This is a genomic window from Thioclava pacifica DSM 10166 (assembly GCF_000714535.1).
Classification (GTDB): domain Bacteria; phylum Pseudomonadota; class Alphaproteobacteria; order Rhodobacterales; family Rhodobacteraceae; genus Thioclava; species Thioclava pacifica.
Genome location: NZ_AUND01000001.1, coordinates 461491 through 483977 on the forward strand (window position 1 = coordinate 461491; position 22487 = coordinate 483977).

At 64.7% G+C, this 22487-nt stretch carries 21 protein-coding genes; 13 read left to right on the forward strand and 8 right to left on the reverse strand.

Annotated elements, in window-relative coordinates:
* Nucleotides 1–88 precede the first annotated feature (88 nt).
* Nucleotides 89–229: a hypothetical protein gene (locus TP2_RS18590; RefSeq protein ID WP_169739495.1), complete on the forward strand. Its 141-nt coding sequence runs from the start codon at nt 89–91 to the stop codon at nt 227–229.
* A 242-nt stretch (nt 230–471) separates the two neighbouring features.
* Here the strand turns inward: TP2_RS18590 and TP2_RS02070 are convergent, their stop codons facing one another.
* The 6 genes from TP2_RS02070 to cobA form a co-directional block, all read right to left on the reverse strand.
* Nucleotides 472–1290, reverse strand: a complete 819-nt coding sequence (locus TP2_RS02070; protein ID WP_038072780.1) for a ferredoxin--NADP reductase — start codon at nt 1288–1290, stop codon at nt 472–474.
* Between the two features lie 144 nt (nt 1291–1434).
* Complete coding sequence (locus TP2_RS02075) at nt 1435–1806, reverse strand: DUF934 domain-containing protein (protein ID WP_038072782.1); 372 nt, start codon at nt 1804–1806, stop codon at nt 1435–1437.
* The gene (locus TP2_RS02080; RefSeq protein WP_038072785.1) at nt 1803–2573 is read right to left on the reverse strand and encodes a phosphoadenylyl-sulfate reductase; all 771 of its coding nucleotides are present in this window, start codon (nt 2571–2573) and stop codon (nt 1803–1805) included. Before TP2_RS02080 ends, TP2_RS02075 begins: the two co-directional genes overlap by 4 nt.
* The gene (locus TP2_RS02085; protein ID WP_038072786.1) at nt 2560–4227 is read right to left on the reverse strand and encodes a nitrite/sulfite reductase; all 1668 of its coding nucleotides are present in this window, start codon (nt 4225–4227) and stop codon (nt 2560–2562) included. The genes TP2_RS02080 and TP2_RS02085 overlap by 14 nt, the downstream gene beginning before the upstream one ends.
* Nucleotides 4228–4230: 3 nt before the next feature.
* Complete coding sequence (locus tag TP2_RS02090) at nt 4231–4533, reverse strand: DUF2849 domain-containing protein (protein WP_051692115.1); 303 nt, start codon at nt 4531–4533, stop codon at nt 4231–4233.
* Nucleotides 4530–5282, reverse strand: coding sequence for a uroporphyrinogen-III C-methyltransferase (gene cobA / locus TP2_RS02095; protein WP_206198299.1), 753 nt, complete (start codon nt 5280–5282; stop codon nt 4530–4532). The genes TP2_RS02090 and cobA overlap by 4 nt, the downstream gene beginning before the upstream one ends.
* 142 nt (nt 5283–5424) lie before the next feature.
* On the opposite strand from cobA, the gene TP2_RS02100 reads away from it, so the two are divergent.
* The gene (locus TP2_RS02100) at nt 5425–5886 is read left to right on the forward strand and encodes an Lrp/AsnC family transcriptional regulator (RefSeq protein ID WP_038072792.1); all 462 of its coding nucleotides are present in this window, start codon (nt 5425–5427) and stop codon (nt 5884–5886) included.
* Here the strand turns inward: TP2_RS02100 and TP2_RS02105 are convergent.
* Nucleotides 5883–7073: a cytochrome P450 gene (locus tag TP2_RS02105; protein ID WP_038072794.1), complete on the reverse strand. Its 1191-nt coding sequence runs from the start codon at nt 7071–7073 to the stop codon at nt 5883–5885. The genes TP2_RS02100 and TP2_RS02105 overlap by 4 nt on opposite strands.
* 107 nt (nt 7074–7180) lie before the next feature.
* Here TP2_RS02105 and TP2_RS02110 point away from each other — a divergent pair, with 107 nt between their 5' ends.
* From TP2_RS02110 to hflX, 9 genes are all read left to right on the forward strand, one after another.
* Nucleotides 7181–8932, forward strand: a complete 1752-nt coding sequence (locus tag TP2_RS02110; protein WP_038072798.1) for an ATP-binding protein — start codon at nt 7181–7183, stop codon at nt 8930–8932.
* Nucleotides 8929–10155, forward strand: coding sequence for a sigma-54-dependent transcriptional regulator (locus tag TP2_RS02115; protein WP_038072800.1), 1227 nt, complete (start codon nt 8929–8931; stop codon nt 10153–10155). The genes TP2_RS02110 and TP2_RS02115 overlap by 4 nt, the downstream gene beginning before the upstream one ends.
* A gap of 243 nt (nt 10156–10398) precedes the next feature.
* Complete coding sequence (locus TP2_RS02120) at nt 10399–11409, forward strand: DctP family TRAP transporter solute-binding subunit (protein ID WP_038072802.1); 1011 nt, start codon at nt 10399–10401, stop codon at nt 11407–11409.
* Between the two features lie 106 nt (nt 11410–11515).
* Nucleotides 11516–12199, forward strand: coding sequence for a TRAP transporter small permease (locus TP2_RS02125; RefSeq protein WP_038072803.1), 684 nt, complete (start codon nt 11516–11518; stop codon nt 12197–12199).
* Between the two features lie 3 nt (nt 12200–12202).
* The gene (locus TP2_RS02130; protein WP_038072805.1) at nt 12203–13591 is read left to right on the forward strand and encodes a TRAP transporter large permease; all 1389 of its coding nucleotides are present in this window, start codon (nt 12203–12205) and stop codon (nt 13589–13591) included.
* Between the two features lie 292 nt (nt 13592–13883).
* The gene (gene trkA / locus TP2_RS02135) at nt 13884–15260 is read left to right on the forward strand and encodes a Trk system potassium transporter TrkA (protein ID WP_038072807.1); all 1377 of its coding nucleotides are present in this window, start codon (nt 13884–13886) and stop codon (nt 15258–15260) included.
* Between the two features lie 13 nt (nt 15261–15273).
* The gene (locus TP2_RS02140; RefSeq protein ID WP_038072810.1) at nt 15274–16797 is read left to right on the forward strand and encodes a TrkH family potassium uptake protein; all 1524 of its coding nucleotides are present in this window, start codon (nt 15274–15276) and stop codon (nt 16795–16797) included.
* 150 nt (nt 16798–16947) lie between these two features.
* Nucleotides 16948–17181, forward strand: a complete 234-nt coding sequence (gene hfq, locus TP2_RS02145) for an RNA chaperone Hfq (protein ID WP_038060695.1) — start codon at nt 16948–16950, stop codon at nt 17179–17181.
* Nucleotides 17182–17210: 29 nt separating this feature from the next.
* Nucleotides 17211–18497 (forward strand): GTPase HflX, encoded by a 1287-nt coding sequence (gene hflX, locus TP2_RS02150; RefSeq protein ID WP_038072811.1) that lies wholly within the window; start codon nt 17211–17213, stop codon nt 18495–18497.
* Between the two features lie 154 nt (nt 18498–18651).
* Here hflX and speB read toward each other — a convergent pair whose 3' ends face one another.
* The gene (speB, locus tag TP2_RS02155; RefSeq protein WP_038072813.1) at nt 18652–19623 is read right to left on the reverse strand and encodes an agmatinase; all 972 of its coding nucleotides are present in this window, start codon (nt 19621–19623) and stop codon (nt 18652–18654) included.
* A gap of 120 nt (nt 19624–19743) precedes the next feature.
* On the opposite strand from speB, the gene TP2_RS02160 reads away from it, so the two are divergent.
* Together TP2_RS02160 and guaB are read left to right on the forward strand one after the other, a co-directional pair.
* Nucleotides 19744–20706 (forward strand): TDT family transporter, encoded by a 963-nt coding sequence (locus tag TP2_RS02160; protein WP_038072820.1) that lies wholly within the window; start codon nt 19744–19746, stop codon nt 20704–20706.
* Between the two features lie 128 nt (nt 20707–20834).
* Nucleotides 20835–22283 (forward strand): IMP dehydrogenase, encoded by a 1449-nt coding sequence (gene guaB / locus TP2_RS02165; RefSeq protein WP_038072822.1) that lies wholly within the window; start codon nt 20835–20837, stop codon nt 22281–22283.
* Nucleotides 22284–22487: the final 204 nt, after the last annotated feature.

Consider the following 22487-nt stretch of genomic DNA (forward strand, 5'->3'; position numbering starts at 1 on the left):
CTAGAACGGAGATCAATAACGCGCTGCTTACCCACAGGAAATACATGGGTTATCCCCATGCTGTCTGTGAATAAGAGGACGTTTCGCCATGGCAAAACGGAAAAACTCTGAGGTGACGAGTGCCAAGGCTGCATCTGCTGCGGCCAAGGTGCTCCGCGACCGGAAGTCCTCGCCAGCTGCCAAGACAGCAGCGGCGTCGGCGCTGACACAGCGCCCGAACAAGAAGTGAAAATGTCTGGAGGTGGCGTGCTGCCTCCAGACATAGAAGATCCGGGGCGGGTGCGCTCGCCCTAGACGCTGAGAAGGCCCAGGCAAAACGACGATAAGCTCGGGCGGTCAACGAATGAGCCTGATCGGCGAAACTGGCCCCCTCCGGTCCCCAGCGGAGGGGGCCGCATTATGTTCGCCAGAGGGCTGCAACGAAAAAGGGCGGCCGTTTGGCCGCCCGAGTGGTCCGGTAAACCCGATCCGTCAGATCCCGTCGCCGACGAAAGCCTTCTCGACCACATATTCGCGCGGTTCGGAATTGGCGCCCTCGCGCAGGCCGAAGCCTTCGAGCACCGCCATCACGTCCTTGTTGAAGGCGAGTGAGCCGCAGACCATCGCGCGGTCGGTTTCCGGGTTCATCGGGGCGATCCCGAGATCCTTGAAGACCTTGCCGTTCTCGAGGTTGTCGGTGATCCGACCCATGTGGTGGAATTCTTCACGGGTCGTGGTCGGGTAGTATTTCAGCTTGCCCTCGACCATCTCGCCGATCAGCTCGTCATTGACGAGGTTCTCGACCAGTTGCTTGCCGTATTCCAGTTCCTCGATGGTCCGGCAGGTATGCATCATGATGACCTCGTCGAACTTTTCGTAGGTCTCGGGGTCGCGCATCAGCGAAGCGAAGGGCGCGATGCCGGTTCCCGTCGCCAGGAACCACACCCGCTTGCCGGGCAGAAGCGCGTCATGAACGAGCGTGCCGACGGGCTTGGGGCGCAGGATGATCTCGTCGCCCGGCTGGATATGCTGGAGCTTCGAGGTCAGCGGGCCATCGGGCACCTTGATCGAATAGAATTCCAGCTCCTCGTCCCAGTTCGGCGAAGCGATCGAATAGGCGCGCAGCAGCGGTTTGCCGTTATCGCCCATCAGGCCGATCATCACGAACTCGCCCGAGCGGAAGCGCAGGCTTTGCGGTCGCGTCACGCGGAAGGAAAACAGCCGGTCCGTCCAATGCGTTACTTCGGTCACTTCCTGGGCGTCGGGCAGGGTCTTTACCTTGGGGATCTCGGTCACGGCGCTCTCGTTCATTGTCACATCTCTCTCGGGCCGGGGCAGGCGCCTCGGTCAGGCAAATATGCAGATCGGATACAGCTTGCGAGAGGGCTGGCCCTTGATCTGGCTCAAATGCCGGTCGCGTTGGGGTTTATCGGATATCGGATGCGGGCGAAAGGCTCAGCCCGCGAGCCGGGCGCGGTAGTCATGCGCGGCCCAGTCGGCGCGGAAGAGCCATTGCGGGCTGGGCTGGCGCTCGGCCATCTCCGGCGGAATCTCGACCTCGTCGAAACCCACCCGGCGCGCCATCGGGTATTGATCCGCGATCAGCGGGCCGGCTGCACGCAGCCGGCCGGTGAAGCCGAGCGCCCGGATACGGCGCGCGAGCGTGAAGCCGCGCCCGTCCGAGAAGGCCGGGAAGAGCACACGGATCATCTGCGCACCCTCGATCAGCGCGGGCAGGTGGCCAGCATCGGTTTCGGGCGCGATGTCGAGGCTCGCCCCGGTGAAATCGTCTTCGTGGAAGCCGTCGTCGCGAACGATCACGCTCATGCCACTTTCTCCTTGTTCTCAATCTCTTGCGCGCCGCTCTTCACGCGAACGGCCTTGCCGCCGATGAAATGGATGCCGCATTCGGTTTTCGCAGCACCCCGCCAACGGCCCGCGCGCTCATCCTCGCCGGGCTTCACGGGCGAGGTGCAGGGCGCGCAGCCGATGGAGGGATAGCCCTGCGCCACGAGCGGATGCCGCGGCAGGCGGTTCTCGATCATGTAATCCTGCACGTCCTGCTTGTCCCAATGGGCGAGCGGGTTGATCTTCATCCGGCTCGCGGTCTCGACCTCGAAGAAATCGAGCGCCGCGCGCTGGCCGCCCTGAAAGCGTTTGCGCCCGGTGATCCAGGCGTCATAGCCCGAAAGCGCGTTCTCCAGAGGCACCGTCTTGCGCAGGGTGCAGCAGGCATCGGTGCTGAACTGGTGCAAGGTGCCGTCGGGATCGTCGCGCGTAATCGCGGCCTCGGCGGCACGGATCACCTGCACATTGGTCAGCCCGAGCTTGCCCGCGACCTCCTCCTGATAGGCGAGGGTTTCGGCAAACAGCATCTGGGTGTCGATGAACAGCACGGGCGTTCCCGGTGCGATCACCGAGACCATATGCAGCAGCACCACCGATTCCGCCCCGAAGGAGGAAACCAGCGCGACCTCGCCCACATCCGGGTCGCGCAGCGCGCGTTCCATCACCGCTGTCGCCGCGTGGTGGCGATAGCGGGCGTTCAGCGCGGTGACGCGGTCCTCGATCCCGATCCGGTCATTGAGCGGCATGACGTTGGGCCTCTTGGTAGAGCGCATCCTTGAACGGCTCGGGGCCGAGACGGCGCAGCGCCTCGAGGAAGCTCTCCGCCTGCGACTGGCGCAGGTCGAGATAGGCGCGCAGCAGGCGCTCCAGCGCGGGGATCACCTCCGTATAGGCAAACCCGGGGCCCGCGCGTTCGCCAAGCGCCATCGTCTCGGCCGCGTCACCACCCAGCGTGATCTGGTAGTTCTCCACGCCCGCGCGATCGAGGCCGAGAATGCCGATATGGCCCAGATGGTGATGGCCGCAGGCATTGATGCAGCCCGAGATCTTGATCTTGAGCGTGCCGATCTCCTGCTCCAGCCCGAGATCGCGGAAATGGGTCGCGATCTGTTGCGCCAGCGGGATCGAGCGGGCCGTGGCCAGCGCGCAGTAATCCATGCCGGGGCAGGCGATGATATCCGAGGTCAGTCCGATATTCGCCGTCGCCAGCCCGCCCTTGCGCAAGGTTTCGAACAGCGCGGGCAGGTCAGCCTTCGCGACATGGGGCAGGATCACGTTCTGCTCGTGGCTGATGCGCAGCTCGGACTGGCCATAGCGTTCGGCGAGTTCGGCGAGCAGACGCATCTGGTCCGAGGTGGCATCGCCCGGAGGGGCGCCGTGATCTTTCAGGCTGACCGTGACCACCGCGTAATCGGGGTTGCGATGCGCGCTGACCGACCGGGCGGCCCAATCACGCAGAAGCGCGTCGACATTGAGCGCGGTCTCGAAGCTGACGCTTTCGCGCGCGGGCAAAGATGGCGGCGCGAATTGCGCCTTTAGACCCGCGAGGATTGCCTGATCGGCACCCTTGAAGGCCGCGCGACGGGCCGAAAATTCCGCTTCGACCAGATCGGAAAAGGCCTCAATTCCAAGCTCATGCACGGTGATCTTGATGCGGGCCTTATACTTGTTGTCGCGCCGGCCCGCGAGATTCCACGCGGCCACCACCGATTCCAGATAGGGCACCAGATCGGCGGCGGGCAGGAAGTCGCGCAGCTCTTTTCCGATCATTGGCGTGCGGCCCAGACCGCCGCCCACGAAGACCTGAAAGCCGATCTCGCCGTTACGCTCGACCAGTTGCAGGCCGACATCATGGGCGCGGATCGCGGCGCGGTCAGCGCGCGCGCCGTTGATCGCGATCTTGAACTTGCGCGGCAGGAACTGGAACTCGGGATGGTCGGTGGACCATTGCCGGATCAGCTCTGCGTAAGGGCGCGGATCGGCGATCTCATCGGCAGCAGCGCCCGCGAAAGCATCGGTCGTCGTGTTGCGGATCGCATTGCCCGAGGTCTGGATCGCATGCATCCCCACATCGGCAAGCGCGTCGATCATATCGGGCACATCGACCAGTTTCGGCCAGTTGAACTGGATGTTCTGACGCGTGGTGAAATGGCCATAACCGCGATCCCAGGCATCGGCGATCTTGGCGAGCTGGCGCATCTGGCGGGCCGAAATCGTGCCATAGGGGATCGCGACGCGCAGCATATAGGCGTGCAGTTGCAGATAGAGCCCGTTCATCAGGCGCAGCGGTTTGAACTCGTCCTCGGTCAGGCTGCCGTCGAGGCGGCGCGCGACCTGAGAACGGAACTGGGCGGCGCGCGCGCGGATCGCGGCGCTGTCGAAGTCGCTGGGTTGGAACATGTCTTAGCTCCGGGCCAGATTGCTATGGGGTAGCTCGATTGAGGGGCCGGTGGCGCGGAAGGCCTCGCGGAAATGAGCGGGCTCGGGGCCGTTCGGGCCGAGCGTGGCGGGCGCGAGATAGGCGCCCACGACCTTCTCGGTCTGGGCGTTCGCGATGTTGAGCCACATCTCAGCAATCACCGGGTCATCGAGGAAGGCGGCGTCGCGCAAGCGCAGCACCCATTGGCCCGCGTCGTTCATATAGACGACATGGCCTTCGCGCAGATCATTGGCGCTGATCACGCCGGGGATGAATTTCTTGCTCATAGCGCGGCCTCCTTGAGGGCGGTGTGGGCGTCGCGCGGGGCGAGCCCGAGAAGAATGACGGCGGGGCCTTTGGCCTCGGCGGTAACGGTGGGCAGGGTGGCGAGCGTCGCGGCGCGGATCACCTGACCCGTGCGCGAGGCGTTCTCGACCACACAGGCGGGGGTCGCGGGGGAAGCGCCGTGCATCAGAAGACGGCTCTGCACGAAGCGCGCGGCGCGCTTGCCCATGTAGATCGCCGCGACCGCGCCGGGACGGGCCAGCGCGGCCCAATCCTGCTCGGCCAGACCTTCGGCGTCATGGCCGGTGATCAGGCGTAGCTCGCGGTTGCGGCCACGCTCGGTCAGGCTTTGACCCAGCGAAGCGGCGGCGGCGGAGGCGGCGGTGATGCCCGGCAGCACGCGATAGGCGATGCCCGCCGCGTCGAGCGCGTCGAGCTCTTCTCCCAGCCGCCCGAACACGCCCGGATCGCCCGATTTCAGGCGCAGCACGCGATGGCCGGATTGCGCGAAGGAGACGATCATCTGCGAGATGTCGTCCTGCTTCATCGCTGGGCCGAAGCCAGTCTTGCCGGTCTCGATCAGTCGCGCCTGCGGGCCCGCGAGCGCGAGCACCTCGGAGCTGACCAGCGTATCGTGCAAGATCACATCGGCGCGGGCCATCTCGCGCAGGGCAGCCACGGTCAGAAGATCCGGATCGCCCGGACCGGCCCCGGCAAGGATCACCTCGCCCTGTTTTTTCTGCTCGACCATGATGCGCTCCATTTCCGTGTTGCGTGACGGAAATATAGGAAATTATCCCTCTATAGTGCTATATGGGCTTGTGAATAAGGACGTTTGTTCTTTATCGGTACGGTGCGCGTGATGGTTTTCTGAAACTTGCGAGGGCAAAAGGATGGCGGCACGGATCGACGAACTGGATCGGAAAATCCTTTCCGAGCTTCAGGCGGATGCGAGTCAGTCGCTCGACGAGATCGCGCGGAAAGTGGGCTCGTCGAAGACCCCGGTCTGGAACCGGATTCGCAAGCTGCGCGAGGCGGGAGTCATCGGAAAACAGACGGTTTTGCTCGAGCCGGAGGCGCTAGGGTTCGACGCCTGTTTCTTCGTGTTGATCCGCACCTCGGAGCATGAAGCGGGCTGGCAAGAGAGGTTTCTCGCCACGCTGCGCGCGCGCCCGGAGGTGATGGAGGCACACCGGCTCGCAGGCGATATCGACTACATCCTCAAGGTCCGGGTCGAGAATGCGCGCGCCTATGACCGCTTCTATCAGGCGCTGATCGCTGAGGTGAAAATCCACAACGTCACTGCGCTCCTCTCGATGGAGGAACTGAAATTCACCACCGGATTGCCTCTCTAGGCCTTGGAATAGGTGACTTCGAGCCGCTCCAGCCCGTGGAAATGGTAGAGATCGGCGTAATAGGGGCGGCGCGGCAGGGACAGATCGCGCAGGCGCGCGAACAGCATCGGGATGGCGATGCGCAGTTCCAGCCGTGCGAGCGGTGCGCCGATGCAGAAATGCGCCCCCGCGCCGAAGCTGAAATTGGTGCGTACGGGGCGTGAGGCGTCGAAGACGCTCGCATCGTCCCAGGCGGAGGGATCGCGGTTTGCGCCCGCAAGCAGGAGACCGACCCGCTCCCCCTTCTTCAGAACCTGTCCCTGAAACTCCATGTCCTCGTAGAGCCAGCGGGTGAAGAGATGGAGCGGCGGGTCGAAACGCAGCAGTTCCTCGATCGTGCCTTCGATCCGCGCGGGCTCCAGCCAATGCGGCGCGACGCTTTGTTCGATCAGGGTTTTCACCCCGTTGCCGATCATGTGCACCGTCGCTTCGTGGCCAGCGTTCAGGAGCAGGATCACGGTGGAAATCAGTTCATCGCGGCTCAGATGCACGCCCTCTTCCTCGACCGCGATCAGCTCCGAGATCAGATCCTCACCGGGGGATTTGCGCCGGGCTTCAATCAGCGCACCAAGATAGGCCGCAAATTCAGCGGAAGCCTTCGCCGCATCTTCTTCGAGGCTGATATCGCGGCGCGCCTGATACATCTGCACCATTGCGTTCGACCAGGCCAGAAGCTGCGGGCCGTCCGTTTCGGGCACGCCCAGAAGACGCGAGATCACGATTACCGGCAGGGGCTTGGCGAAATGTTCCAGAAGATCGCATCCGTCCTCGGGTAATGCGTCGATCAGCCGATGCGAGAGCGCCACGATCTGCTCTTCCATTGCCGCGATCCGGCCCGAGGTGAAGGCCTTCGCAACCAGCTTGCGCAGCCTTGTGTGGCGCGGTGCCTCGAGTTCGAGCATCGAGTGGCGCTCGATCGCGTAGAAGGGCTCGAGATGGGACGGAATGTCGACCGCCTGATCGGGCGGCGCCTCGCGCCCCATGCGCCGGTCGCGCAGGGCCATGCCCACGATCGCGGCGCGCGCGGTCACACGAAATCCGTATTCGGGCCACACGACGAAAGGACCGCCTTGGCGAACGCGGTCATAGAACGGGTAGGGGTTCTGGACGAAATCGGGATCGAGCGGGGATTGGGAGAGGTTCTGCATGCACGCTCCGGTCTTGGCCTGTGCAGTTGGCCCGATGGCGACGCGCGATGCAAGGCTTGGCTTGCATCGGATCGCGGGAAGCCTCACGAAAGGGCAGGAGGGTCGCGATGCTGGGGCGCGTTGCCATTTTGATCATCTGGATCGGTCTGACGCTGGCCGCCTCGATCGGCGCGTGGCGGGTCTCGGCGCGCGATGGGCTGGCACGGATTGCGACTCAGGGCGCGTCCGACCTGCGGCTGGCCTCCGACCGGCTGGTGGCGGCGCTTTTGCAATTCCGCGAAGTCGCAGTGCTGGCGGCCGATCATCCCGACGTGGTGGCGCTGGCCGAGAGTTTCGCACGGGAAGGACGCGCGGCGGGTGACTGGCGCGATGCGGCGGTGAGCCTGACGTTGCAACGGCTCGCGGATCACGCGGGTGCGCGCGACATCTGGTTGATCGCGCCCGATGGCGCGGTTCTGGCCGGTCCCGCGGATGCCTCGGAGCGGGTCGTGATGAGCCGGGCGCTGGCCCGTGCAGCGCAGGGCGCGACCGGATCGGATCATTTCGTTGATCCTGCGACCGGCGCGCGGCTCTTTACCTTTGCGGCCCCCGTCTTCGGGCTGTCAGGCTCGGTCGACGGCATCGTCTTGTTGCGGCTTCCGGCCGAAGATGTCGAGGCCGAGGGGCGCGGCAATCCGGTTCCGGTCTGGTTCACCGATGCGGATGGGGTGAGCTTCCTCGCCAACCGAACCGATCTCGTTCTGCTGACTGAGCGCGGGGCCAAGCCCGATGCCGCGCTTTATCCCGCAGGCTCGATCGCGGGAGTGATCCGGCTCCATCGCCGCGATCTCGCAGGGCGTGAACTTGTGTCGGGGGCGGGCTCTCTGGCCGGACCTGCACTGGAGGTTTCGCGCGATCTGCCAGTGATCGGGATGCAGGGGCATGCGCTTGCCGCGGCCGATCCGGTACTGCGATCGGCGCGGCTTGCGGCACTCTCCACGGCGGCCGGGTTCCTCGCTGTCGGCGCGGTCATCTTTGCTCTCTGGGAGCGCCGGCGCGCGCTGGCCGAGGCCAATGCCGCGCTCGAGGCCCGCGTGGCCGAGCGCACGGCGGAACTCTCGGCAGCGAATGAGGAGCTGCGGCGCACGCAAGCCGAACTCGTTCAGGCGGGCAAGCTCTCGGCGCTGGGCCAGATGTCGGCAGGGATCAGTCATGAGTTGAACCAGCCGCTGATGGCGATCTCCTCTTACGCCGAGAATGCCGAACTGCTCCTGAGCCGTGGCCGGTCCGAGGAAGCGGGCGAGACGCTGGGCAAGATCGGGGCGATGGCGCATCGGATGGGCCGGATCATCCGCAACCTGCGCGCCTTTGCCCGACAGGAAAGCGAACCGGCGAGCCGGGTCGGGCTCGCGGCGGTGGTCGAAAGCGCGCTGGAGATGCTCGATCAGCGGCTGGTCAAATCGGGTGTCACCGTCGATTGGAAGCGCCCCGATTTCCCGGCGATCGTGATGGGGGGCGAGGTACGGCTTAGCCAGGTCGTGATCAACCTGCTCTCGAATGCGATCGAGGCGATGGACGGTCAGCCCGTGCGGCGTATCACGATCCGCCTGTCGCGCGAAGGCGAGATGATCCGGCTCACCCTGCGCGATACCGGCCCCGGCATCGCCGATCCCGAACGCATCTTCGATCCGTTCTACTCGACCAAGGAAGCGGGTTCGGCGGAGGGCCTTGGCCTTGGCCTGTCGATCTCCTATGGGCTGGTGCAGGGCTTTGGCGGCAATCTGCGCGGCGAGAATGCACCCGGTGGGGGCGCGATCTTCACCGTCGATCTGCGTGAGGCCGTCGAACGCGAGGCGAAGCGACGCGAGGTCAGGGCATGATGCGGCGGGTTCTCTTTGTCGATGACGATCGGGCGGTGCGTGAGGCGCTGGGCCAGACGCTGGAACTCGCGGGGCTGCGGCCCACGCTGGCGGGCAGCTATATCGAGGCCAAGGACCATATCTCGACCGAGTTCGAGGGCGTAGTGGTCACCGATATCCGGATGCCGGGCAAGGATGGGTTCGCGCTCCTCGATCTCGTGCAGAAGGCCGATCCCGAGCTGCCGGTGGTGCTTCTGACTGGTGAGGCCGATGTGCCGATGGCGGTGCGCGCGATGGCGGGGGGAGCTTTCGATTTCCTCGAAAAACCCTGCTCGGGCAAGGATTTGCTGGCCGTTGTCGAGAAGGCGCTCGAAACCCGCGCGCGGGTGATGGAGGCGCGGTTCTCGCGCGCGGCGGGCAAGCGCGGCGATGCGGCGGCGCGGATGCTGGTGGGGGCCTCACCCGTGGCCGAGGCTCTGCGTGAGGCGGCGCGGCGCGCGGCTCGTTCAGGGGCGGAGGTGCTGATCACCGGGGCTCCGGGGGCGGGCAATTCGAAACTGGCCGAGGTGATCCACCTGCTTTCCACCAACGCTCGGCGTCCTTTCGTGAAGCTGGCGGCTGCGGGGCTGGATGTCGACGCGCTGGAGGCGGGATTCGTGCAGGCCGAGGGCGGCACGCTCTATCTCGACGAGGTCGCCGACCTGCCGCAGCCCGCGCAATTCGCCCTGATCGAGCTGCTGGAGACCCGTCCCGCCACGCGCCTCATCGCGGGCACCTATCGCGATCTTCCGGGTGAGGCGCGTGCGGGCCGGTTCCATCCCGATCTCTATTGGCGGCTGGAAGCACTGAAGCTGCGCATCCCGTCGCTGTCGGAACGGCCCGAGGACATCCCGGCGCTGTTTCGCCACTATGTCGCGACCGCCTGCGAGCAGGCCAACCTGCGCGTGCCCGAGATCCCGCCCGAGTTGACCGCGCAGCTGATGGCGCGGGACTGGCCCGGAAATGCCCGCGCGCTGATGTCCGAGGCGATGCGCTTCGCGATGGGGCTGGAGGCGGGCGAGCCCCCGGCGGAGCTGGGCCTTGCCGAGCGCATGGCCGCGGTCGAGAGGTCACTTCTGGCCGAGGCGCTGGGGCGCGCCAAGGGCAATGCGACCGAGGCGGCGGCGGCGCTACGCCTGCCACGCAAGACCTTCTACGACAAGCTCGCACGGCACGGGCTGCGCGCGGAGGATTTCCGCGACTGAGCCACGCGGCCTGACCGGGGTGACTCGTGGCGAAATCTCGCATTGGGGTATGGGATGCTGTGCGGAATTCCGCACACGCTGTGCTACGGCCTTCGCGAGATATTTTGTTAAGTATAAGAAATATATAATTAAAATGACCGCGTCATAATGTCTTCACGAAACAGTTGATCGCGTGCCTCGGCGGCTTTTCTGTGTCGTCAATGCCGGGGAGGACCGGCACGGACTGATTTTCGGGAGGAAAATATGAAGAAATTCACCGCCGCCATTTCGGCGCTCGCCCTCGTGGCTTCGGCTGGCATCGCCATGGCCAATCCGGAAGGCTGCGACGATGGCGAAATGGTCATCAAGTTCAGCCACGTCACCAATACCGACAAGCACCCGAAAGGGATCGCTGCGGCGCTGTTCGCCAAGCGCCTGAACGCCGAGATGGATGGCAAGGCTTGTGTCGAGGTTTACCCGAACTCGACGCTCTACAACGATGACCAGGTGCTCGAGGCGATGCTTCAGGGCGACGTCCAGATGGCCGCTCCCTCGCTGTCGAAATTCGAGACCTTCACCAAGAAGTACCGCATTTTCGACCTGCCCTTCATGTTCAAGAACATGGATGCCGTGGACGAGTTCCAGAACTCCGAAATCGGTCAGAACATGAAGAACGCGATGGTGCGTCGTGGGCTTCAGGGTCTCGAATTCTGGCATTCCGGCCTGAAGCAGTTCTCGGCCAACAAGCCGCTGCTCGTGCCGGGCGATGCCGCGGGCCTGAAATTCCGCGTCCAGCCCTCCGACGTGCTGATTGCGCAGATGAAGGCGCTCGACGCCTCGCCGCAGCCGATGGCCTTCTCGGAAGTCTATGGCGCGCTGCAGACCGGCGTTGTCGACGGTCAGGAGAACACCTGGTCGAATATCTATGGCCAGAAGTTCTACGAAGTTCAGGACGGCACCACCGAGACCAATCACGGCCTGCTCGACTACATGGTCGTGACCTCGGTTGACTGGTGGGAAAGCCTCGACCCGGCGATCCGCGACCAGATCGCGACGATCCTGCACGAGGTCACCGTCGAGCGGAACGCTGCGATCAACGATGTCGAGGCGAACTCCAAGCAGTCGATCATCGACGCCGGCGGCGTGATCCGCGAGCTGACCCCCGAGCAGCGTCAGCAATGGGTCGATGTGATGAAGCCGGTCTGGGATCAGTTCAAGGACGACGTGGGCCAGGAAAACATCGACGCGGCTCAGGCGATCAACGCCAAGCACTGATCGAAACCCCGGACGGGCAGGCATCCCTTGACCTTGCCCGTTCACCGGCGCGCGCGGTCCCCACACGCTGCGCGCGCCCTTTCCTCTGCAACGCAAGGAGAGTCCCATGTCGCAGCGTTACGAGCCGCGCTCCGCCCTTTCGCGAGCAATCCATAATGCCGAAGAGACCCTGATCGCGCTGATCCTTGGCGTGATGACCCTGATCACCTTCGTCAATGTGGTGCTGCGGTATGTCTTCAATTCCTCGCTGATCTGGGGGCTGGAGGTGACGCTGATCCTCTTTGCCTGGCTGGTCCTGCTGGGGATGTCCTATGCGGTGAAAGTCACCGCGCATCTGGGCGTCGACGCGGTGATCAACATGCTGCGCCCCGGTCCGCGCAAGCTGGTCGGCCTTCTGGCCGCCGCGCTGTGCATCCTCTATGCGGTGCTGCTGATGAAAGGCGCGTGGGATTACTGGGCACCGTTCGCGGGGCTCGAACAGACGGGCGGGCGCTGGTTCCCGACCGGGTTCATCCAGACCCGCGACCGTGCCTTCTACGAGACCGACCAGGTGCCAATGGCGCATGGGCTCGCGGTCTGGCTGGGCAATCTCGTCAATCAGGGCGAAGCCTATGACAAGCTGCCTCGCTTCATCCCCTATTTCATCCTGCCCTTCGGGGTCGGGCTGCTGCTGATCCGCTTCGTGCAGGCGGGGATCGGGATCGTGCTCGGCAAGCGTTCGGCGCTGATCGTGAGCCATGAAGCCGAAGACCAGGTGGCCGATGTGGCCCATATGAACAAGGACGACTGAGGCATGGATATCCTTTTCCTCTTTCTGATGGTGATCGGCTTCATGCTGGTTGGCGTGCCGATCGCGGTCTCGCTGGGTCTGGCCTCGACGCTGTTCCTGCTGATCTTCTCGGATGCCTCGCTCGCCTCGATCGCGCAGTCGCTCTATGATGCGATGGACAACCACGCGACGCTGCTGGCGATCCCGTTCTTCATCCTCGCCTCAAGCTTCATGTCGACGGGCGGGGTGGCCAAGCGCATCATCCGCTTCGCCATCGCCGTGGTGGGCCATTTCCCGGGCGGTCTGGCGATCGCGGGCGTCTTCGCCTGCATGCTCTTCGCGGCGCTTTCGGGCTCGAGCCCCGCGACCGTGGTCGCCATCGGCTCGATCGTGATCGCGGCGATGCGGCAGGTCGGTTACTCGAAGGATTTCGCCGCGGGCGTGATCTGTAACGCCGGTACGCTCGGCATCCTGATCCCGCCTTCGATCGTGATGGTGGTCTACGCCTCGGCGACCGACGTTTCGGTTGGCCGGATGTTCCTTGCGGGCGTCATCCCCGGCATTCTCGCCGGCCTGATGCTGATGGCGACGATCCTCTTCATCGCGATCCGGCGCAATCTGCCCAAAGGCGACTGGCTGGGCTGGGGCGAGGTCTGGGCAAGCTTCCGCGATGCGTTCTGGGGGCTGATGCTGATCGTGATCATCATGGTCGGTCTCTACGGCATCCCCGGCATCACCGGCGGTATCTTCACCCCGACCGAGGCCGCGGCCGTCGCCGCTGTCTATGCCTGGATCGTGGCGAATTTCATCTATCGCGACATGGGGCCGCTCGATCAGGGCGAGACGAAGCTCTCGCTGCTGCAACGCCCGCAGGCGATCCTCGAAGTGTTCTGGCACAAGGCCACCCGCGACACGCTGTTCGAGGCGGGCAAGCTGACGATCACGCTGATGTTCATCATCGCCAACGCGCTGATCCTCAAGCACGTCCTCACCGACGAGCAGATCCCGCAGAAGATCACCGAGGCGATGATCGGCGCGGGCCTGGGCAAGATCATGTTCCTCGTGATCGTCAACGTGATCCTGCTGATCGGAGGGCAGTTCATGGAGCCCTCGGGGCTGATCCTGATCGTCGCGCCGCTCGTGTTCCCGATCGCGATGGAGCTGGGGATCGACCCGATCCATCTGGGCATCATCATGGTGGTGAACATGGAGATCGGGATGATCACGCCACCTGTGGGTCTGAACCTCTTCGTGACCTCCGGGGTCGCGGGGATGCCGATCATGCGGGTGGTGAAGGCGGCGGCGCCCTTCCTCGCGGTGCTCTTCGTCTTCCTGATCCTGATAACCTATGTGCCGTTCCTCTCGACCTGGTTGCCGACGATGGCGATGGGGCCGGAGACGATCGTGAAATAAAGCGTCGGGGCAGGGCCGAATGGTCAGCTGCCCCGCATACCGACCTGCGCGCCCATGGCCTGGCCATGCGGCGCGCTTTTTCTTGGCTCAGGCGACAGGGAGGCCGGATCGGCCCTCTCACGATCTCGCGCCGGGAGTCGGGATCCGGAACCGCCGGAAAATCGGTCAGAAGCGCGCAAGCTGCGGGTGACGCAAAATCCACGCATGCAGAAGGCTCGCGCGCTTCTCGTTTGACCCTTCCGGGCAAGGCGGCCTAGATAAGGGCCAGAGACGGGGCGCGGAGTTATTTGCCATGAAGGTCATCATCTGCGGGGCGGGTCAGGTCGGTTGGCAAATCGCACGGCATCTCGCGGGAGAGCGCAACGACGTGACGGTGGTCGATTCGAACCCCGATCTCGTGCGCCGCGCTGCCGATACGCTCGACGTGCAAGGCGTGGTGGGCTTTGCCTCGCATCCCGGTATCCTGGAACAAGCGGGCGCGCGCGATTGCGACCTGATGATCGCGGCGACCCATTCCGACGAGGTCAACATGGTGACCTGTCAGGTCGCGATGTCGGTCTTCGGGATCACCCGCAAGATCGCCCGGATCCGGGCGCAGAGCTATCTTCAGCCGCAATATTCCGATCTCTACCGGCGCGATCACCTGCCGATCGACGTGGTTATCAGTCCCGAGCGCGAGGTGGCCGAGGCCGCGTTGCAGCGTCTGGCGGCGCCCTCGACCTTCGATACCGAGAGCTTCCTTGACGAAAAGTTGCAGCTCCTGGGGATCGAGCTCGATGCCGATTGCCCGGTGCTCGACACGCCCCTGCGCCAGCTCACGGACCTGTTCTCGACCTTGCGCGCGCTGGTGGTCGGGATTCGGCGTGAGGGGCGGCTTTTCGCGCCCGAGCCGGGCGATCAGCTTTTCGCGGGCGATCAGATCTACGTTTTCTCCCATATCGAGGACGTGGCGCGCACGCTTGATATCTTCGGCAAAGCGACCCGCAAGCAGGAGCGCGTCGTGATCATTGGCGGCGGCAATGTGGGGCTGGGCGTCGCGCGCGCGCTCGAGGCGCGCACCGACCGGGTGCGTGCGAAGATCATCGAGCGCGATCGTTCCCAGGCGGAACGCGCAGCCGATGCGCTTGACCGGACGATCGTGCTCAATGGCGACGGGATGAGCGCGGAACTGCTTGAAGAGGCCAATATCGAAAGCGCCGATGCGGTGCTGGCCGTCACCGATGACGACAAGACCAATATCCTCGTTTCGGTGCGCGCCAAGCAGGCTGGCTGCAAGATGGCGATTTGTCTGATCAACGACCCGACGCTCGCGCCCTTGCTCTCGGCGCTCGATATCGACGCCTATATCAACCCCCGCGCGACGACCGTGTCCTCGATCCTGCGTCATATCCGGCATGGCCGCGTGCGCGCGATCTACTCGATCGGCGATGCCGAGGCCGAGGTGATCGAGGCACAGGTCATGGGCACCTCGCCCATGTCGGGCAAGGCCGTGCGCGAGGTGGATTTCCCCGAAGGCGTGCTGCTGGGTGCGATCCGCAAAGGCGACAAGATCGTCAAGCCGCACGGCAATACCCGCATCGAAGAGGGCGATATCGTCGTGCTCTTCGCGCTGACCCCCGATGTGCCAGAGGTGGAGCGCCTGTTGCAGGTCTCCATCGACTTCTTCTGAGAGCGGGCGGGCGATGGAGCGCGCGATCCGGGCCTTGCCTCTGCCGATCCTTCTGATGGGGGCGACGGCGCTGGCTATGTATCTGCCGGCGACCCATGCGTTGATCACCCATCACCACCACACCGCGCGGGCCTTCTTTTATTCGGGCACGCTGTTCTTGTTCCTCACCGCGCTGGTTGCGCTGGCCAATGCCGCCAATCCGCGCCCGCGCCGGGCAGGGCGGGCGAGCCTGCTGACGATGCTGGGCGCTTTCACGATCCTGCCCGCGATGCTGGCCGTGCCCTTCGATGTGGCGGTGCCCGATACGAGTTTCTTCAACAGCTGGTGGGAGATGGTCTCGTCCTTCACCACCACGGGCGGCACGCTCTACGAGCCTGACCGGTTGATCGGATCGGTGCATCTCTGGCGCGGCCTGGTCGCGTGGATGGGGGGCTTCTTCATCCTCGTGATGGCGATCGCGGTGCTGGCGCCGATGCGTCTGGGTGGCTTCGAGGTGTTTTTCTCGGGCGGGCCGTCGGGCGCGCCGAGCGCCGCGGCCCCCGCCGCTGATGGCGGCGCGGAGACCTCCGAGCGCATCGCCCATTATGCCGTGACCATCGCGCCGATCTATACCGGGCTCACGATCCTGCTCTGGGTGCTGTTGCTGATGGCGGGCGACGAGCCGCTGGTGGCACTGATCCATGCGATGTCGACGCTGTCCACGTCCGGGATCTCGCCAGTGGGCGGGATGCAGGGCACGGGCTCTGGCCTGTCGGGCGAGGCACTGATTTTCGTCTTCCTGCTGCCCGCGCTCTCGCGCCGGCTCTGGCCCGGAGGCGGAGAGCTGCGCGCTTCCGAACGCCTCGGCAATGATCCTGAGCTGCGTCTGGCGGGCGCATTGGTGCTCATCGTGCCGGCCTTCCTGTTCCTGCGCCATTGGATCGCGGCGCTCGAAGTGCGCATGCCCGCCGATTTCGGGGCGATCTTCAACTCGATCTGGGGGTCGCTGTTCACCTCGCTCTCGTTCCTGACCACCACCGGCTTCGAATCGAGCGCCTGGCACGATGCGCGCGACTGGTCGGGGCTGAGCACGCCGGGGCTGATCCTCGCAGGGCTCGCGATCATCGGCGGGGGCGTCGCCACGACGGCGGGTGGCGTCCGCCTGCTGCGTGTCTATGCGCTCTTGCGTCATGGCGAGCGCGAACTCGACAAGCTGATCTATCCCAACTCGATCGCAGGCGGTGGCTCGATGGCACGCAGGCTGCGTCGCGAAGGCGCCTATATCAGCTGGATTTTCTTCATGCTTTTCGCGATTTCGATCGCGGCGGTGATGATGGCGGTCTCGCTTTTTGGACTGTCCTTCGAGCCCGCGTCGATCCTGACCATCGCGGCGCTCTCGAATACCGGCCCGCTTGCCGGGATCGCGGCGGATGTGCCCCTGAGCTGGGCGCATCTGAGCGACCCGATCAAGGCGATCTTCGCACTGGCGATGGTGCTCGGGCGGCTCGAGACTCTCGCCATCATCGCGCTTTTCAATCCCGAATTCTGGCGGGGTTGAGTTTCCAGATCGTGCGCAAAAAGCCGCCTTCTGCCTAACAATATGTTTTTGGGGCTGGAATCTCCCGCGCGGCGCTGCATACTTGTTAACAAGAGGGCAGGCCGTGTGAGGCCACCCTGGACGCGCGACAAGAACAAGGGCAAAAACAATATGGCTGGCGACAAACAGAACCTGCAAGACGCATTTCTCAACCATGTGCGCAAGACAAAGGTTCCCGTCACGATCTTCCTTATCAACGGGGTGAAGCTGCAAGGCGTGATCACCTGGTTTGACAACTTCTGCGTGCTGCTGCGTCGTGACGGGCAATCGCAGCTGGTCTACAAGCATGCGATTTCGACCATCATGCCGGGCCAGCCGATTTCGCTCTACGAAGGCGACGATTGAGCGACATCGCATCCTGAGCGAAGCGCATCTTGAGCGAGACGAATTCCACCGAGACGCCCGAAACCCGGGCCTATGTCATCCATCCCGACATCCCGTCGCGTGAGGGCCAGCGGCACTTGCCCGAATTCGCGCTGGCCGAGGCGGTGTCGCTGGCGGCGGCCCTGCCGCATCTGGAGGTCGTGGGCTCGGAGATCGCAAAGCTGAGGAAGCCCGAGCCGGGGCATCTCTTCGGCTCGGGAAAACTTGCCGAGATCAAGGAGCGGCTTGAGGCGAACGACGTCGATCTGGTCCTGATCGACGGGCCGGTGACGCCCGTGCAGCAACGCAATCTGGAGAAGGAATGGGGGGTGAAACTCCTCGACCGGACCGGGCTGATCCTCGAGATCTTCGCCGATCGCGCGCGTACCCGTGAAGGCGTGTTGCAGGTCGAGCTCGCCGCGCTCAGTTATCAACGCACGCGGCTGGTGCGCGCCTGGACCCACCTCGAACGCCAGCGCGGCGGATTGGGCTTCGTCGGCGGTCCCGGCGAAACCCAGATCGAGGCCGACCGCCGCGCCATCGACGAGCAGATCGTGCGCCTGCGCCGCCAACTTGCCAAGGTGGTGAAAACGCGCGAACTGCACCGCGCCGCGCGCCGCAAGGTGCCGTTCCCGATTGTCGCGCTGGTAGGCTATACCAACGCTGGAAAATCCACGCTTTTCAATCGTGTGACCGGGGCCGAGGTGCTGGCCAAGGATATGCTGTTCGCGACGCTCGATCCGACCATGCGCGGGCTCACGCTGCCCTCGGGGCGCAAGGTGATCCTGTCCGATACGGTGGGCTTCATCTCGGACCTGCCGACCCAGCTCGTGGCGGCCTTCCGCGCGACGCTCGAAGAGGTGTTGGAAGCGGATCTGATCTTGCATGTGCGCGACATCTCACATCCCGAGACCGAAGAGCAGGCGCAGGACGTGAACGACATCCTCGCCAAGCTCGGCGTGGCCAAGGACGTGCCGCTGATCGAGGTCTGGAACAAGATCGACGCGGTCCCACCCGAGCCGCGCGCGGCGCTTCTGGTGCAAGAAACCCGCGAACCCGATCTTCAGGCGATCTCGGCCCTGACCGGCGAAGGGATCGCGGGGCTGCTGGCAGCGGTCGATGAAAAACTCGCCGAGGAACGTTTCATCGAAGAGATCACGCTGCGCTTCGCAGAGGGTCGCAAGCGCGCCTGGCTGCACGAGCAGAACGTCGTGCGGGCAGAGCGCCAGACCGACGACGGCTGGTCATTCGAGGTGGAATGGTCAGGCAGCCAGCGCAACCGTTTCCGCGCCCTTTAAGCGCGGGCAGGGGCGCTGCCCCTCTTGGCTGCGCCAATTCACCCCGAGATATTTTCGTCAAGAAGAAGAGGGGGCGCCTTCTTCTTGATTTAAATATCTCCGCCGGAGGCATCCGCACGTGCCACAGGCGCTGCGATCCGGAACAGGTAGCGGCTCAGCGGGTCGCGCGGGCGTGGAAGATGAAACCGAGGAAATTCAGCAGCACTTGGGCCGCGAGGATCGGGGTCGAGCCGCTCGGGTCGTAATCGGGGGCGACCTCGACCAGGTCGATGCCGACGACCTCGTGGCGTTTGGCGATCCCCTGGAGGATCTCGAGCACCTCGTAATAGAGAAAGCCACCATGGCTGGGTGTGCCCGTGCCCGGCGCGATCGAAGGATCGAAACCGTCGATATCGATCGTCACATAGATCCGCGCACCTTCGGGGATGCGGTCCAACACGCCCTCGGTGCCGAGTTTGCGTACCTGGCGCACCGAGAGGAAATCGTCGCCCATCGCGCGGGCCGCTTCGTAGCCGTCCTTTGCGGTGGAGGAGACGTTGCGGATGCCAAGCGCGGTGATGCCCGAGACGTAACCCTTCTCGGCGGCACGCCGCATCGGATTGCCGTGGCCTTGCGTGACGCCGTGGCGCTCGTCGACGAAATCGAGATGGGCGTCGATCTGGACGATATGGATCGGGCCTTTCTCGGCGCAGTCTTCGGCGAAGGCTCGGATGCAGGGGATATTGACCGAGTGATCGCCGCCGATCACCACCGGCAGCGCGCCCGCGGCAAGCATCGCGCGCACGCCGGCCTCGATATTGGCGTGGCTTTTCACCGTGTCGGTATGGACGATGTCGGCATCGCCTATATCGACGATCCTCACCTCGGGGCCGAGATAGGTCGCGTCATCCTCGTGGTCATAGGCGCCCGCATGGCCGAAGGAAAAAAGCGTCGAGGCTTCACGCACCGATCGCGGTCCGAACCGGGCGCCAGCACGGAACTGCGTCCCGGCATCGAAGGGGGCGCCCATCACGGCGACATCGGCCGCGATCTTGTCCCAATCGGCCACGTAGTCTTTCTTGCCGAAAGTGGCGATCCCGACGAAGGGCAGGTTCAGCCGCCCTGTTTCATACCCGTGCCCTGCCATTTTTGCCCCCGTGCCTGTTGGATGTCCTCTCGGGCGTCAGCTTTTCGCCGTGCGGGAAATATTGCAAGCGCCCGATTTGCGGGGATAAGACTGGGGCGGTACTGAAAGAGGAAACCGCAAATGTCCTTTGCTCCGCCCAAGATGACGCCCAAGGGCCTGTTCCGCCGTACGCCGCCTGCGATGTTTCCGCCGGTTTTGGGGCTGATGGGGCTGGGGATCGCCTGGCGGCGCGGGGTACGGGAATTTGCGCTGCCGCCGGATCTGGCCGAGCTGTTTCTCGGTGCGGTCACGCTGCTCGCGGTGTTCACGCTTCTGGCCTATGTCGCGAAGATCGTCCGCCGACCGGGGGTCGTGACCGAGGATCTGCGAATCCTGCCGGGGCGGGCAGGGCTCGCGGCGGGGGTGCTGGTGATCTATCTCGTGGCGGCGGCTCTTGCGCCTTACGGGATCGTGGCGCTCGCTCTGTTCTGGCTCGGGGTCGCGGTGCATCTGGGCTTCATCGTCACGGTGATCTACACGCTGATGACCGGTCCGGCCGAGCAGCGCCGGGTCAATCCGACCTGGCAGCTGACCTTCTCGGGTTGGATCGTCGGCGCACTGGCCGCGCAGGCGCTGGGTCTGGTGCAGCCGGCGCTGGCGATGTTCTGGGTCGCATTCGGCGCGACAGTGGGAATCTGGCTGGCCTCGATCAACCAGTTTGCCCGCGAGAAGGTGCCCGCGCCACTGCGCCCGTTGCTTGCGATCCATCTCGCTCCCGCGGCCGTTATCGGCACCGTTGCGACCGGGTTCGACGCGGTCGGGATCGCGCAGGTGATGGCCGGGCTCGCGGGGCTTTACGCGCTGGTTCTTCTGGCCTCGATCCGTTGGCTCCTCGCGGGCGGTTTCAGCCCGCTCTGGGGCGCCTTCACCTTCCCGGCGACAGCGCTTGCGGGGTGCTGGCTGGCGCAGGGCGGGCCTTGGTCGATGCCGGGGGCCGTCGTGCTGATCGCAGCGACGCTGATCGTCATTCCGATCGCGATCCAGGTGTTCAAACTTTGGGCCAAAGGCCAGCTCGCGATGAAGACCAACGCGGCCATCGCCTGAGGCGGCCCTCAGGCCGATCGGGACAAGGGGCCCGCGCGCACAACCCGTTGCGCGCCTTGGGGGTTGCCTTCGCGTCCATTGCGTGAAACAGCAAACTGCCAAACGCATCTGGACACCGGAGATCCCCCATGCAGATTCGCGAGGCGCTCACCTTCGACGACGTTCTTCTTGTTCCCGCGGCCTCTTCGGTGCTGCCCGCGACGGCTGATGTCTCGACCTATGTGACCCGGAAGATCAAGCTCAACATTCCGCTTCTGTCCTCGGCGATGGATACCGTGACCGAGGCGCGCATGGCGATTGCGATGGCGCAGGCGGGGGGCATGGGCGTGATCCACAAGAACCTCACCGTGGCCGAGCAATCCGACGAGGTCCGCCGCGTGAAGCGCTTCGAGAGCGGGATCGTCTACAACCCGATCACCCTGCGCCCCGATCAGACGCTCGCCGATGCCAAGGCGCTGACCGAGCGCTTCGGCTTCTCGGGCTTTCCGGTCGTCGATGAAAACCGCCGCGTCGTGGGGATCGTGACCAATCGCGACATGCGCTTTGCGCAGAAGGACAGCACGCCCGTTTCGGTGATGATGACCAAGGAGCGTCTTGCGGTGCTGCAAGAGCCTGCGGACCGGGCCGAGGCGATTGCGATGATGCGCGAGCGCCGGATCGAGAAGCTTCTGGTCACCGATGCGGAAGGCAAGCTGACGGGGCTTCTGACCCTGCGCGACAGCGAGCAGTCCGTTCTCAACCCGACCGCCTGCAAGGATGAGCTGGGTCGGCTGCGCGTGGCCGCCGCGACTTCGGTCGGCGATGCGGGGTTCGAGCGGTCCGAGGCGCTGATCGACGCGGGCGTCGATATCGTCGTCGTCGACACCGCCCATGGTCACAGCCAGGGCGTGATCGACGCGGTGCTGCGGATCAAGAAGCTGTCGAGCGATGTGCAGGTGATCGCGGGCAACGTGGCGACTGCCGAGGCAACGAAGGCGCTGATCGACGCGGGTGCGGATGCGGTGAAGGTCGGGATCGGCCCGGGTTCGATCTGCACCACACGGATCGTGGCAGGCGTGGGCGTGCCCCAGCTCACCGCGATCATGGATGCGGCTGCGGCGGCGGGCGACATCCCGATCATCGCCGATGGCGGGATCAAGTTCTCGGGCGATTTTGCCAAGGCCATCGCGGCGGGCGCGAGCTGCGCCATGGTCGGCTCGGCCATCGCCGGCACCGATGAGAGCCCCGGCGAGGTGATCCTTTACCAGGGCCGCTCCTACAAGAGCTATCGCGGGATGGGCTCGCTCGGCGCGATGGCGCGCGGCTCGGCCGATCGCTATTTCCAGAAGGACGCGGCGAATGACAAGCTCGTTCCCGAAGGGATCGAGGGCCAGGTGCCCTACAAAGGCCCTGCCGGCGCGGTGATCCACCAACTCGTGGGCGGTCTGCGCGCGGCGATGGGCTATACCGGCAACGGCACGATCGCGGATATGCGCGGCGGGTGCAATTTCGTGAAGATCACCGGTTCGGGGCTCAAGGAAAGCCACGTGCATGACGTTCAGATCACGCGGGAATCGCCCAACTACCGTATCGGCTGAGGCCGCCTGAGATTTGGACAAAGGCAAACGGCGCGCTTTCCATGACGGAGGCGCGCCGTTTCCATTTCCGTGGCCGGCGCGCGTGCGGCCGCGCATCGTTTCGGCCTTACAGGGGGCGAAAATCAAGCGCGCCCAAGCGCTTGGTGCCTCTAGTGCCAGAGATTTCCTGGCAATGTCGCAAATCCATTGACGGTTGACTGAATT

What these genes read in the sequence shown, in the direction of transcription:
- trkA (WP_038072807.1), top strand. Translation starts at nt 13,884, where the DNA reads ATGAAGGTCATCATCTGCGGGGCGGGTCAGGTCGGTTGGCAAATCGCA.
- TP2_RS02110 (WP_038072798.1), top strand. Translation starts at nt 7,181, where the DNA reads ATGCTGGGGCGCGTTGCCATTTTGATCATCTGGATCGGTCTGACGCTG.
- TP2_RS02070 (WP_038072780.1), bottom strand. Translation starts at nt 1,290, where the DNA reads ATGAACGAGAGCGCCGTGACCGAGATCCCCAAGGTAAAGACCCTGCCC.
- speB (WP_038072813.1), bottom strand. Translation starts at nt 19,623, where the DNA reads ATGGCAGGGCACGGGTATGAAACAGGGCGGCTGAACCTGCCCTTCGTC.
- TP2_RS02100 (WP_038072792.1), top strand. Translation starts at nt 5,425, where the DNA reads ATGGCGGCACGGATCGACGAACTGGATCGGAAAATCCTTTCCGAGCTT.
- hfq (WP_038060695.1), top strand. Translation starts at nt 16,948, where the DNA reads ATGGCTGGCGACAAACAGAACCTGCAAGACGCATTTCTCAACCATGTG.
- cobA (WP_206198299.1), bottom strand. Translation starts at nt 5,282, where the DNA reads ATGGTCGAGCAGAAAAAACAGGGCGAGGTGATCCTTGCCGGGGCCGGT.
- TP2_RS18590 (WP_169739495.1), top strand. Translation starts at nt 89, where the DNA reads ATGGCAAAACGGAAAAACTCTGAGGTGACGAGTGCCAAGGCTGCATCT.
- guaB (WP_038072822.1), top strand. Translation starts at nt 20,835, where the DNA reads ATGCAGATTCGCGAGGCGCTCACCTTCGACGACGTTCTTCTTGTTCCC.
- TP2_RS02115 (WP_038072800.1), top strand. Translation starts at nt 8,929, where the DNA reads ATGATGCGGCGGGTTCTCTTTGTCGATGACGATCGGGCGGTGCGTGAG.
- TP2_RS02105 (WP_038072794.1), bottom strand. Translation starts at nt 7,073, where the DNA reads ATGCAGAACCTCTCCCAATCCCCGCTCGATCCCGATTTCGTCCAGAAC.
- TP2_RS02080 (WP_038072785.1), bottom strand. Translation starts at nt 2,573, where the DNA reads ATGCCGCTCAATGACCGGATCGGGATCGAGGACCGCGTCACCGCGCTG.
- TP2_RS02120 (WP_038072802.1), top strand. Translation starts at nt 10,399, where the DNA reads ATGAAGAAATTCACCGCCGCCATTTCGGCGCTCGCCCTCGTGGCTTCG.
- TP2_RS02090 (WP_051692115.1), bottom strand. Translation starts at nt 4,533, where the DNA reads ATGAGCAAGAAATTCATCCCCGGCGTGATCAGCGCCAATGATCTGCGC.
- TP2_RS02075 (WP_038072782.1), bottom strand. Translation starts at nt 1,806, where the DNA reads ATGAGCGTGATCGTTCGCGACGACGGCTTCCACGAAGACGATTTCACC.
- TP2_RS02160 (WP_038072820.1), top strand. Translation starts at nt 19,744, where the DNA reads ATGTCCTTTGCTCCGCCCAAGATGACGCCCAAGGGCCTGTTCCGCCGT.
- TP2_RS02140 (WP_038072810.1), top strand. Translation starts at nt 15,274, where the DNA reads ATGGAGCGCGCGATCCGGGCCTTGCCTCTGCCGATCCTTCTGATGGGG.
- TP2_RS02125 (WP_038072803.1), top strand. Translation starts at nt 11,516, where the DNA reads ATGTCGCAGCGTTACGAGCCGCGCTCCGCCCTTTCGCGAGCAATCCAT.
- TP2_RS02130 (WP_038072805.1), top strand. Translation starts at nt 12,203, where the DNA reads ATGGATATCCTTTTCCTCTTTCTGATGGTGATCGGCTTCATGCTGGTT.
- TP2_RS02085 (WP_038072786.1), bottom strand. Translation starts at nt 4,227, where the DNA reads ATGTTCCAACCCAGCGACTTCGACAGCGCCGCGATCCGCGCGCGCGCC.